General features: G+C 34.4%; 14 protein-coding genes and 2 tRNA genes. All 16 read left to right on the top strand.

Translation table 11 applies throughout. From position 1 onward, the window contains the following. Position 1: 1 nt before the first annotated feature. Positions 2–77: transfer RNA gene (locus CI949_RS10865), tRNA-Thr, on the top strand. Positions 78–214: 137 nt separating this feature from the next. Continuing rightward, the gene (locus tag CI949_RS10860; protein WP_108138397.1) at positions 215–508 is read left to right on the top strand and encodes a DUF2103 domain-containing protein; all 294 of its coding nucleotides are present in this window, start codon (positions 215–217) and stop codon (positions 506–508) included. A 60-nt stretch (positions 509–568) separates the two neighbouring features. Then, positions 569–645: transfer RNA gene (locus CI949_RS10855), tRNA-Pro, on the top strand. 104 nt (positions 646–749) lie between these two features. After that, the gene (rimO, locus tag CI949_RS10850) at positions 750–2,087 is read left to right on the top strand and encodes a 30S ribosomal protein S12 methylthiotransferase RimO (protein ID WP_290766309.1); all 1,338 of its coding nucleotides are present in this window, start codon (positions 750–752) and stop codon (positions 2,085–2,087) included. After that, the gene (gene pgsA / locus CI949_RS10845) at positions 2,071–2,601 is read left to right on the top strand and encodes a CDP-diacylglycerol--glycerol-3-phosphate 3-phosphatidyltransferase (protein WP_290766306.1); all 531 of its coding nucleotides are present in this window, start codon (positions 2,071–2,073) and stop codon (positions 2,599–2,601) included. The genes rimO and pgsA overlap by 17 nt, the downstream gene beginning before the upstream one ends. 11 nt (positions 2,602–2,612) lie before the next feature. Beyond that, positions 2,613–3,053: a phosphatidylglycerophosphatase A gene (locus CI949_RS10840; protein ID WP_290766303.1), complete on the top strand. Its 441-nt coding sequence runs from the start codon at positions 2,613–2,615 to the stop codon at positions 3,051–3,053. Between the two features lie 78 nt (positions 3,054–3,131). Further along, positions 3,132–4,388 (top strand): competence/damage-inducible protein A, encoded by a 1,257-nt coding sequence (locus tag CI949_RS10835; RefSeq protein ID WP_290766300.1) that lies wholly within the window; start codon positions 3,132–3,134, stop codon positions 4,386–4,388. Between the two features lies 1 nt (position 4,389). Then, positions 4,390–5,595, top strand: a complete 1,206-nt coding sequence (locus CI949_RS10830) for a lipopolysaccharide assembly protein LapB (RefSeq protein WP_290766297.1) — start codon at positions 4,390–4,392, stop codon at positions 5,593–5,595. 11 nt (positions 5,596–5,606) lie between these two features. Beyond that, positions 5,607–6,152: an RNA 2',3'-cyclic phosphodiesterase gene (gene thpR, locus CI949_RS10825; RefSeq protein ID WP_290766294.1), complete on the top strand. Its 546-nt coding sequence runs from the start codon at positions 5,607–5,609 to the stop codon at positions 6,150–6,152. 91 nt (positions 6,153–6,243) lie between these two features. Beyond that, a complete protein-coding gene (gene recA, locus CI949_RS10820; protein ID WP_290766291.1) occupies positions 6,244–7,284 on the top strand; it encodes a recombinase RecA in 1,041 nt (346 codons plus the stop codon). A gap of 6 nt (positions 7,285–7,290) precedes the next feature. Beyond that, positions 7,291–7,752, top strand: coding sequence for a regulatory protein RecX (locus CI949_RS10815; protein WP_290766288.1), 462 nt, complete (start codon positions 7,291–7,293; stop codon positions 7,750–7,752). Positions 7,753–7,902: 150 nt separating this feature from the next. Then, positions 7,903–9,447, top strand: coding sequence for a ribonuclease Y (rny, locus tag CI949_RS10810; RefSeq protein WP_290766285.1), 1,545 nt, complete (start codon positions 7,903–7,905; stop codon positions 9,445–9,447). 79 nt (positions 9,448–9,526) lie between these two features. Next, on the top strand, positions 9,527–10,303 hold the full coding sequence (locus tag CI949_RS10805) for a TIGR00282 family metallophosphoesterase (protein ID WP_290766282.1): 777 nt from the start codon (positions 9,527–9,529) through the stop codon (positions 10,301–10,303). A gap of 97 nt (positions 10,304–10,400) precedes the next feature. Then, entirely contained in the window at positions 10,401–10,661 is a 261-nt protein-coding gene (locus CI949_RS10800; protein WP_133530421.1) for a stage V sporulation protein S, read from the top strand. Positions 10,662–10,818: 157 nt separating this feature from the next. Beyond that, on the top strand, positions 10,819–11,496 hold the full coding sequence (locus tag CI949_RS10795) for a response regulator transcription factor (protein WP_290766276.1): 678 nt from the start codon (positions 10,819–10,821) through the stop codon (positions 11,494–11,496). After that, positions 11,496–12,472 (top strand): histidine kinase dimerization/phospho-acceptor domain-containing protein (locus CI949_RS10790; RefSeq protein ID WP_290766273.1); only part of this gene is annotated, 977 nt, incomplete at its 3' end. The genes CI949_RS10795 and CI949_RS10790, both read left to right, overlap by 1 nt.

Below are 12,472 nucleotides of genomic sequence, written 5' to 3'. Positions count from 1 at the left end.
TGCTGATGTAGCTCAATTGGTAGAGCAGCTCACTTGTAATGAGCAGGTTACCAGTTCAAGTCTGGTCATCAGCTCCATTAAACAATAAGGAAGTCGATTACGACTTCTTTTTTTCTTTTTACAGGTATTTTTCTTTTTTGTTGATTAGCCCCGGGTTTTAATAATTTGCGGAGCTTGTCTTTCAATGCTATAATTAATAAAGGATGTGATTAATTTGGCAAATAAATACAGGCAGAATAAAATCAAACAGGAACATACTATAATTGAAGATATATTACCCCTGCTCGAAGATATTGCTCTATCAAAGCTTGTTAAGAGTATTATTCCGGGTAGAATTAACAGAAGAAAGGGTAGTGGGACCCCAGCTTATATTCAGCTTAAGTATAATACCAGAAGTGGGATTAAACTAATTGCAAAAAACAGTTCCTCCCTTCAGGAAGTTTTTGTGGTAACAGATTATCCTGATCAGACTATGGAGTATTTAAAAAAACTGGATTTTATAAAATAAATATCCAAAATTTAATTTGACAAAAAGACTTAATTTATATATAATATTTCTTGTTGACAACGGGCTATGGCGCAGCTTGGTAGCGCGCTACACTGGGGGTGTAGAGGTCTCCGGTTCAAATCCGGATAGCCCGACCATTTTAGAATCAAAGCCCTTTGAGGGCTTTTTTGTAGTTATAGAGCTATTAAATCTGGAATAATATATATTTAAATTTAAATTTTGACACTATAAAGGAGTAAAAATGATAAGATATTCTTTAATGACATTAGGCTGTCCTAAAAATGAAATTGACAGTCAGCATATGAATGGCTTTTTAAGAGGAGAAGATGATTTTTTATATACAGATGATTTTGAAGAGGCAGAAGTTATAATTATCAATACCTGTGGTTTTATTCAGGATGCAAAAGAAGAGTCTATTGAAACAATTTTAGCTGCTCTTGAATATAAAAAACAGTACAACTGTAAATCGGTTATTGTAACTGGCTGCCTGACCCAGCGCTATAGTGAAGAGTTGGAAGCTGATATTCCCGAAATTGATGCTGTCTTAGGAACCTCAAATTTTGATAAGATAGCAGAGGTTATCAGAGAGAGTCTTGAAGGTAAGGATACAGGTGGAATTGAGGAAGCTGGTTTTGATTACAGTTCTTCACTGCCAAGAGAGTTAGACAACGATGTTTATGCATATTTAAAAATTGCAGAAGGCTGTAATAATAACTGTACTTACTGCAGTATTCCTCAGATTAGAGGGGCAGTAAAGAGCAGATCTATTGCTGATATTGCAGCAGAAGCAGAAAAAATAGCTGAGTCTGGAATTAAAGAATTAATTATAATTGCTCAGGATACAACTCAGTATGGAGTAGATATTTACGGTCGTTCTGCTCTGGCACCACTTTTAAAACGCCTGGCTGAAGTGAAAGGGATTAAATGGATTAGAGTTTTATACAGTTATCCGGAGTTTATTACTGACGAAATAATTGAAGTTTTTGCTGAAGAAGATAAAATCTGTAATTATTTTGATCTTCCGATCCAGCACTCTTCACAAAAAATAAGAAAGTTAATGAACCGTAAAGGAAATGAAGAAGATATCGCTAATATAATAAATAAGATTAGAAATAAGATTCCTGATGCAAAAATCAGAACCTCTCTGATTGCGGGTTTCCCGGGCGAAGAAGAGCAGGATTTTCAAAATTTGAAAAAATTTGTTGAAAAGTTTAAATTCGACAGACTTGGTGTTTTTGAGTTTTCTCGCGAAGAGGGGACTGCAGCCTATAATTTAAACAATCGAGTTCCAGAAGAGATTAAAGCAGAAAGAAAAGAAGAAATCATGCAGCTGCAGCAGGAAATTTCTCTGGCCAAAAATAGGGAATTAATTGGGCGTAAAATTGAAGTGATTATTGAAGATCAGGATCAGGAAAATTATCTGGCCAGGTCTCGTTATGATTCACCGGAAATAGATAATCAGATTTATATTTCTAAAAATGAGGTGGAGCTTGAAATTGGAGAAATCTATCAGGCTGTAATAAAAGAAGCCTTCCATTATGATTTAATAGGAGAGATTGAGGATGAATCTACCAAATAAACTTTCTGTTTTAAGAATTCTGCTGGTTCCAGTAATTATTTATCTGCTTTTAATTAATACCCTGAGCACCAGTATTGCAGCTCTGGTCGTTTTCAGTCTGGCTGCTCTAACTGATAAGTTTGATGGTTATTATGCCAGAAAACATAATTTGATAACTACCCTTGGCAAAATTTTAGATCCACTGGCAGACAAATTATTAATTATTGGAGTTTTTACAGCTTTTGTGCAGACCGGAGTGCTTTCTACCTGGCCGTTAGTAATTATAGTGGCAAGGGAACTTGCAGTAACCGGCTTAAGAGTGGTTGCAGCAGATCAGGGCTCAGTAATTCCAGCTAATATTTGGGGTAAAACCAAAACTACAATCCAGATGATTACTGCTATTGTGCTTATCATTAATCCACAAATTATTAATTTGCCGTTTCTTTTAACTGAGTCTTTAATTTGGTTAACAGTAATAATTACAATTTATTCTGGCTACACTTACTTTGCTGCCGCAGAGGTTGATTATTCATAAGGGAGGTAACTATGCTTAAAAAAATAAATCATTTGCTGGCAAGTGGTTTTTACAGTGGTCATCTTCCAGCTGCACCCGGGACCTGGGGATCATTATTAATGGTCCTGCTTCTATTTTTCTTTCCATTTTTAAATAATATTTACCTAATATCAGCTCTTTCAATTGGTGGAATAGCAGTTGCAAATTTTGAAGAAAGACAGACAGGAATCAAAGATGACAGTAAAATTGTTATTGATGAGATGGCCGGACAGTTATTAACTTTTTACACTTTGAAGATAAGTATTCCTGTATTAGTAGGGGGGTTTATACTCTTTCGAATCCTTGATATAACTAAACCCTGGCTGATCGATAAAGTTCAGGATTTACCTTCTGGCTGGGGAGTAATGCTCGATGATATTCTGGCTGGTTTGACTTCTCTTATTATTTTAAAAATTATTATTTCAGTAATTTGATAAATTTAATCTGATTTTAATCCAATCGACCTTAAATGGGTCGATTTTCTTTTTTTAAAATGATATAATTATAATGAGGTGTTTATATTGAAGACTGTAATCGTAGCAACTGGCTCAGAATTAATAACCGGCCTTGTTCAGGACAGCAATTCAAGTTTTTTAGCAGAAAATTTAAGTGAATTTGGTTTTGAACCCGAAAATATTTTGATCTGTGGAGATCAGAAAGACAGCATTAAAAAAACAATTGCCTATGCTGCCCAATCAGCAGATTTAATTTTTATAACAGGGGGCTTAGGACCTACAGAAGATGATCTGACTAAAGAAGCATTTGCAGAAGTATTAAATTTAAATTTGATTTATTCAAAGGCAATCGAGGACAACTTAAAAGATATTTTCTGTAATCATGGTTCAGGTATGAGTTCTAATAATTTATCGCAGGCTTATATCCCCGAAGGAGCAGAAATTATTACCAATGAAAAGGGGACTGCTCCTGCTTTAAAAATTGAAAAAGAAAATAAGATATTTTATCTGCTGCCTGGTGTTCCATCAGAATTAAAGTATCTATTTAAAAATAAGATATTAGATGATTTAAAAAAGAAAGATAAAAATCGATCGTTAATTCGAGAATTTAACTTTATTGGCATTGGCGAATCAACTCTGGCCTCCGAACTCAGCAAATTGGATCTTAACTCTAATCTAAAGATTAGCTATCAGGCAGGAAAAGCTGAAGTTAAAATGCGGCTTAAGCTTGATCAGAATTGCAGCCTGAATCAAGAGGAGGAAAATAAAGTTTTAGATCAGTCCAGTGAGGTTATACGATCAGAGTTTGGTGATTATTTATATGGTGAGGATCGGCAGAGCATAGTTGATAAAGTTCATGAGTTATTAATTGAAAAGAATATTAAAATTGCCACTGCTGAATCTTTTACCGGTGGTTTAATTGCAGAGAGACTGACTGAAAAAGCAGGCAGTTCAACATATTTTTTAGGTTCAGTAGTTGCTTATAATAAAAAGATAAAAAGTAAGCTGCTTGATATTGAAGCTGAGCTTTTAGATAGATATGGTGCTGTCAGTAGAGAGTGTGTGCAGGCGATGGCGGAAAATGCAGCGAAAATTTTTGCTGCTGATCTTACAGCTGCTACAACTGGAGCTGCAGGGCCTGAACCCCATGAGGGAAACAAAGCTGGAACCATGTTCTTAGCTCTTACTTTTAAAGGGAAGCTTAAAATCATAGAACTTCAAAAAAATTACGGCAGAGAATTAAATCGTTATTATGCTTCACAGGTGGTACTTTTTGAGATTTATAAATTAATTAAAGGAAGTGAGGAAAATTAAAATGCTTAAAAAAACTTTTTATTTAACTATCATTATTTTTTTAATTTTTTCCTTCTCTAATTCTGTCCTGGCACAGGAAGCAGTCGAAAATGAAGAGGAAAAGACAACAGCGGAAATATTTAATGAGGCCTTAAATTATTATAATTCTGAAAATTATGCTCTGGCAGAGGAAAAATTCACTAATCTCCTTCAGGGAGAAGATTTGGATGAAGGTCTGGAATTCAGTGTTCTTTATTATTCAACTATGACAGCTGTCAAACGCTACCAGACTTCTAAAGCTGTTGACTATCTGGAAGAGATGAATGAACTCGGCTTTCAGAGCGGCAGTTTAAACTGGAGAATTGCAGAATTGTATTTAAATAAAAACAATCAATTTGACAGTGCTGACTTTGAGGAAGCTTTGAAATATCTAGAAAAAGCGGAAGAATTGGGAATTAAAAGTAATGATTTTAAAAGAGATCTTGCTTATGCCTATTTAGAAACTCAGGGACTGGAGAAAGCTGAAGATATATATCTGGAAATAATTGATTCTGAACCAGCAGCAGCTGATTATTTAAACCTAGCAAAAATCAAAGAAAAACAGGATGATTTAAATCAGGCTGTAGAATATTATGAAGAAGCATTAGAGCTAAACGGTTCTCAATCTTCTCTGTTTCTAAATTTGGGTAATTTATATCAGAAATTAGGTGATTATAATTCAGCTGTTTCAATATTTAATCAGGGTGTAAAAAACCGAAAGGATTTTGCTCCATATTATATTGGACTGGGAGAGAGCTATCTTGAACTGGAAGATTATGTTCAGGCTGAATCAGCACTAAAAACTGCTGTTGAATTAAACGAAAATTCATATTATGGCTATTATCTGCTGGCTAGAGTAGCTGAGAAAAATGGTAATTTAAACCAGGCTTTAAATTATTACAGCCAGGCTTTAAAATATAATCCTAATTATGTTGAAGCATTTCTTGGAGAAGGGAAAATTCATCTAGAGCGAGAAGAATATTACAGAGCTATTTCAAGATTTTCTCTGGCAGTAGAAAATAATCCCGATTACGCAGAAAGCCGCTATTATCTGGGTAAAGCTTATTATGGAGCAGAAATGCTGGAAGCAGCAAGGGCTGAATTAAGAAGGGCTCTGCACATTAATGACAATTATCAGGAGGCCAGAGAGCTTCTGGATAGAATAGAAAGTGAACTTGATATAAACTAAAGGGTGTTAATATGAGATTATTTATAGCAGCAGACATTAACTCTCGCAGTAAAGACTTAATCGAGAATAAATTAAATTATATAAAAACTGAAATGAAAAATGATATCAAATGGACTGAAAAAGATAAATGGCATCTGACGCTTAAATTTATTGGTGAAAGTTCAACTCAAGAAAAAGAAAATTTAATTAAGGCTTTAAAAAATATTGATTTTGAGGAAAAAAACGAATACATTCAATTTGCTAAGTTTGCTGCATTTCCAAGTACTGATTCAGCCCGAGTAATTTATCTTGGGCTTGACAGAGGGGAAAAAGAACTAATTAAGCTGCAGCAGAGATTGGAAAATGAGCTTATTAAATATGGTTTTGAAAAAGATGAGAGGGATTATATTCCCCATTTAACACTGGGGCGAAATAAAGGTGAAGCTTTTAAAATTAAAAAAGAACTACTTATGCCCAATCTGTTTAATATCTATGCACAAATAGAAAGCATTACCCTTTATCAGAGTCAGTTGAAAAAATCAGGCCCAGAATATATTGAATTATTTTCCATAAAATAGAAATTAACCCTTGCAATCATTAAACATCTGTTCTATAATATAATTAAAGACAAAAATTGCAGTTAAAATAAATTTGGGGAGGAAGATAAACTTGGCAACTAGTGATAAAGAAAAAGCGCTTAATAAAGCAGTTAATAGGATTGAAAAACAGTTTGGTAAGGGTTCGATCATGAGATTAGGAGATTCTCAAAAGTTAAATGTAGAAGCTATTCCTACAGGAGCTCTACCGCTTGATTTAGCTTTAGGTATTGGGGGTATCCCTAAAGGGAGAATTATTGAGTTATATGGTAATGAATCATCAGGTAAGACAACCCTGGCTCTGCATATAATTGCTGAAGCTCAAAAATTGGATGGTATTGCAGCTTTTATCGATGCTGAACATGCTCTTGACCCTAAATATGCGAAAAATTTAGGAGTTAATATTGATAACCTTTTGATTTCACAGCCAGATAGTGGAGAAGAAGCTCTAGAAATAGGTGAAGCACTTGTCCGCAGTAATGCTGTTGATTTAGTTGTAATTGACTCAGTAGCTGCTTTAGTACCAAAAGCAGAATTAGAGGGAGATATGGGAGATTCCCACATGGGTCTGCAGGCTAGATTGATGTCACAGGCAATGCGTAAATTATCTGGAGCAATCAGTAAATCAAAAGCTTCAGTTATTTTCATTAATCAAATTAGAGAAAAAATTGGAGTTATGTTTGGTAACCCTGAAACAACTCCTGGTGGGCGTGCACTCAAGTTCTATTCTTCTGTTAGAATAGAAATGAGAAGATCGCAGACAATTAAAGATGGAGATAAGTTAATCGGTAGTACAGCTAAAGTTAAAATTGTAAAAAACAAAGTAGCTGCTCCTTTTAGAAATTGTCAGTTTGATATTATGTATGGAACTGGAATCTCGCAGGCTGGATGTATTATTGACCTGGGAGAAGAAACAGGAATTGTCGATAGAGCCGGTTCCTGGTATTCTTATGGAGATGTTCGTCTGGGTCAGGGTAGAGAAAACTCCAAAGAATTTCTGCGTGATAACCCGGAAGTTATGGAAGAGATAGACGAAAAAATAAGAGTTAAAGTAGGTTTAATAGACGGTGAAGAAGATAATGCTGAAGAAGGAAAAGAAAAGGAAGAGGAATAATTTCCAATGGATCAAATAGATAAGGAAGAATTTTCTGAGGCCCGCAGTAAAGCTTTTAAATTACTAAGCTACAGAGAAAGAACTATCAAAGAAATTGAAGATCGCCTGCGTAAAAAAGATTTTTCTGAGGAAGTTATCAAAGCAGTTGTTGATTTTTTACTGGAAAATGATTATTTAAATGAAGAGCGTTTTGCAGAAATGTGGATTAGATCACGGAAAAAGCATCATCCTCGTGGTAGAAAATTAATTTATAAAGAACTAAAAAATAAGGGAGTTAATCAAAAAATTATTAACTCTGCCTTAAATCAGTATTTAAGCAGTCAGGATGAGCTTGAAATGGCTGAATATCTCAAAGAAAAATGGCTGCGCAGAAGGACTGAAGAGGATAGTTCCAGTTATAAACTAAAAAATTATCTGGCCAATAAAGGTTTTAGCTATGATTTAATATATCAGGTTACCGATAAATAAAATAGATAGAGAACTTGAAAGTCTGCCCCTGGCAGGCTTTTTCCTTATAGTGGCAAATTATAGTCTTTTCTTGACATAAGGAGCGAAAAAAGTTAAAATATTATTAGAAAATGTAAATATAAAAATTAAAAAACTGAATATAGACAGGGGGTGAATATTATTACTGGAGGTGTATTTTATTTTATAATAGCCCTACCTCTCGGAATTGTAATTGGGTATTTAATTAGAAAATATATTGCGAAAGCACGTATGCAGTCTGCAGAAGAAGAAGCAGAGAAGATTATCCAAGATGCAGAAAGAGATGCCAAGGCACAGAAAAAGGAAACTATCCTTGAAGCTAAAGAAGAAGCTCATCAAATTCGCGAAGAAGCAAATAAAGAAAGTCAAAAAAGAAGAGATGAGCTGCAGAAGTTAGAAAATAGACTGATGCATAAGGAAGAAAATCTTGATCGCAAAGCTGAAAACCTCGAACGAAAAGAGCAGAGCATTAAAGATCGAGATAAAAACTTAAGCAAAGCTGAAGAGGAAATTGAAGAAATCAAAAAAGAACAGAAAGAAAAATTAGAGATGATTTCTAGTTTCTCAGAAAATGAAGCTAAAGAATATCTTTTAAATAAGGTAGAATCTGAGTTAGATCATGAGTATGCAAAAATGATCAAAGAAAAGGAAGCTCAGGCTAAAGAAGAATCTGAGAAAAAAGCAAGAGAAATTATTTCACTTGCAATCCAGAGATCAGCGGCTGATCATGTAACAGAGTCAACTGTTTCTGTTGTTAATCTTCCAAATGATGATATGAAGGGTCGAATTATCGGACGTGAAGGAAGAAACATCAGAACTTTAGAGAGTCTCACCGGTATTGATTTAATTATCGATGATACTCCGGAAGCGGTTGTTATATCTGGTTTTGATCCAATCAGACGCGAAATTGCAAGAATTGCTTTAGAAAAATTAATTGTTGACGGTCGAATTCATCCAGCTAGAATTGAAGAAATGGTTGAAAAGGCTGAGAAGGAGTTAGATCAGCACATTAAAGAAATTGGAGAACAGGCAACATTTGATACAGGAGTTCACGGCTTAAATCCTGAACTGGTCAAGCTCTTAGGTAGACTCAAATTCAGAACAAGTTATGGACAGAATGTATTACAGCACTCTATGGAAGTATCCTATTTAGCAAGTATTATGGCTGCTGAACTGGGTGCAGATGTAACCCTTGCAAGACGTGGGGGCCTGCTTCATGATATTGGTAAGGCAATTGACCACGATATGGAAGGAACTCATGTTAATATTGGTGTTGATACTGCAAGAAAATATGGTGAAAGCGAAAAGGTAATTCATACAATTGAAGCTCATCATAATGATGTTGAATTCAAATCAGTAGAGGCAGTATTAGTTGCAGCAGCTGATGCAATTTCAGCAGCAAGACCAGGAGCTAGAAAAGAAACATTAGAGTCTTATATCAAGAGACTTGAAGATTTAGAAGGAATTGGTGAGTCCTTTGATGGTGTAGAAAAAGCTTATGCCATTCAGGCAGGAAGAGAAATCAGAGTCATTGTTCAGCCTGATAAAATTAATGATGTTGAAAGCACTAAAATGGTTAGAGATATTACTAAGAAAATCGAAAAAAATCTCGACTACCCTGGACAGATCAAAGTTGTTATTATTCGTGAGACCAGAGTAGTAGATTATGCTAAATAAAAATAATTAATTCTGAAATTAATGGGCTCCTCTCTGAGGAGCCTTTAATAAATTTATTATACAAAATAGGAGAGCTTTTATGAATATTTTATTTGTTGGAGATATAGTTGGTAGAGCTGGCAGACGGGCTGTTAGAGTTTTTTTGAACGACTTAATTAAGGAATATAAAGTTGATTTTGTGATAGCAAATGGCGAAAATGCAGCCGGTGGTTTTGGAATAACCAAAAAAGTTGCGGAAGAACTCTACGATTATGGTATTAATTTTTTTACTATGGGTAATCACACCTGGGATAATAAGGATATTTTTAAATTTATTGATCAGGATCCTAATTTGATTCGCCCCCTTAATTTTCCCGAGAATAATCCAGGCAGGGGCTGGCAGACTTTAGAAATTAATTCTAAAAAAGTGACTGTTGTTAATTTAATTGGTCAGGTCTATATGCAGGGAAATGATTCTCCCTACCACAAATTTATGGAGCTGTACCCCAAAATAAAAGATTCAGATCTAATTTTAGTTGATTTTCACGCAGAAGCAACTGGAGAAAAAATGGCCTTTGCGAGAGCTGTAGATGGAATGGTTACAGCTGTCATTGGAACTCATACTCATGTGCAGACAAATGATGCACAGGTTTTTCCTGAAGGCACTGCTTATATAACAGACGCTGGTTTAACCGGTGCTGTTGATTCTATCCTGGGTATGAAGCCTGATAAAATGGTGGAAAAGATGAAAAACTCATTACCTGTCAGATATGAAGTGGGCACAGGTGAAGTTAAAATTGAAGCCTGTCTATTAATAACAGATCCAGAAACCAACGCTGTCAAACAAATCATGGAAATTAAGAAAAATAATTTATAATTTTTTGACAAAAAAGCAGGAATTTATTTCATATATGGCTAATATATTATATAGAGGGAAATAATATATTATTTATTCAAGGGGGTAATAGACAAAGATGGAAGTATTAAAAGTATCATCAAGTTCTAGTCCAAACAAAGTTGCCGGGGCTCTAGCTGGAGTTCTCAGAGAAAATGGAAATGCAGAACTTCAGGCAATTGGGGCAGGAGCTCTAAATCAAGGAGTAAAGGCAGTAGCAATTGCAAGAGGATTTGTAGCTCCCAGTGGAATTGATTTGATCTGTATTCCTGCTTTCACTGATATCGAAATCGATGGGGAGGAAAGAACTGCAATTAAATTAATTGTAGAACCTAGATAGAAATTTTATCTGTCTGCCAAAATGGCAGACAGATTTTTTATTTTTAATCTTATTTTAACTTGTGTTATCCAGGTGTTAAGTTATATAATAGATAATAGCTAGGGACTTATTAGTAGACTGGACTAAGAATAGCCGATTATTATTTTGAGGTGGCATTATGGAAAAAATTCTGGTAGTTGAAGACGAAATGAAAATAAGAAAGATAATTAAAAGTTATCTGCAGGATGAATATCATATTTCAGAAGCGGTTGATGGAGAGGAAGCTCTGAATATTTTTAAAAGCGAAAATTTTGATTTAATTATTTTAGACTTAATGCTGCCTAAAATTAGTGGTGAAGAGGTCTGCCAGAAAATTAGACAGATTTCTGAAATTCCAATAATTATGCTGACTGCCAAGAGTACTGAAGAGGATAAAATTAGTGGATTTAATTATGGTGCAGATGATTATCTTACTAAACCATTTAGCCCTCGGGAACTGCTTGTAAGAACGAGGGCAATTTTAAGACGCAGCGGCAGTATGGAAAAAGCAAGTATAATTTCTCTTAACAGTGGAGAATTCAAAATATATCCTGATGAAATGACGGTTAAAAAAGAGGATAAAGACTGTGAGTTAACCAGTACTGAATTTAAAATTTTGATGACCCTAATAAATAATGCCGGCCAGGTTTTGAGCAGAGATCAGCTGGCTGATAAAGTTATGGGTCTAGAATTTAGTGGTTTTGATCGGACTATCGATGCTCACATAAAAAATATCCGTAAAAAAATGGTACTGGAAAAAGACCAGTATATAGTAACTGTTTACGGTGCTGGTTATAAATTCACAGGTGATCTTTAATGTCAAAACTGGGCAAAAAACTTTTTCTTGTTTTTTTAATACTTGTTATTCTTTCATTATTAATGGTTGGGATATTTATTAATTTTTCGATTGGAGAAAGATTTGATAATTTTATAAACTTACAGCGAGAAGAAACTATTTCTGAGCTGGCAGAAGTTTTAAGTGAAAATCTGGCAGATGATGGTTTTGCGAGTGTCGAAAATTTAATTGATAATTTCAGCAGAACTAATAGAATTCCTATCTGGGTTGAAAACAATCAGGGAGAAATCATTTATTTTCCCGTCCAGAATAATCAGATGAATCAGATGATGCGAAGAATGGGAATGAACAGTAATCCCCATCTAAATAGTATGCGCCAGACACCTGAGGACTTACCTGGTAAAACTATGAGCAGAGAAGTTTATGCTGCTGGAGAGAAAGTGCTGACACTTTTCTGGAAAGAAATGAGTGCAGAAAATCAGCTTGATTCAGAACTATATAACTATTTTAGAAGAAATATTTATAGAGCAATTATTTTTAGTGCACTAATTGTAATTTTATTAATTATTTTTCTTTCTTTTATTTTATCAAAGAAAATTACTGATCCTTTAATTAAATTAAAAAATGCTGCCCTGGAAGTTGCCGGTGGAAATTATCAGCAGAATATTACAAGCAAAGGAGATGACGAATTAGTTGAACTAATTAAAGCCTTTAATTTAATGAGTAAGAAACTTGATAAACTGGAAAAAATTAGAAAGGAATCAACTTCTGATTTAGCTCATGAGTTACGAACTCCTCTTACTACGATTAAAGGTTATTTAGAAGCAATTGAAGATGGTAAAATTAAAGCTGATCAGGAAAGTATCACTGAAATGCAGGAAGAAACTGCGAGAATGACCAGTTTAATTGAAAGATTGAATGAATTTGCTGAAGCTCAAAATAAGCTGTTTAATTTAAAAGAAGAAAAAATTAAGCTGAATTCTATTATTAATAAAAT

Source organism: Halanaerobium sp. (assembly GCF_003070835.1).
This window is presented reverse-complemented; position numbering and strand designations above follow the sequence as displayed.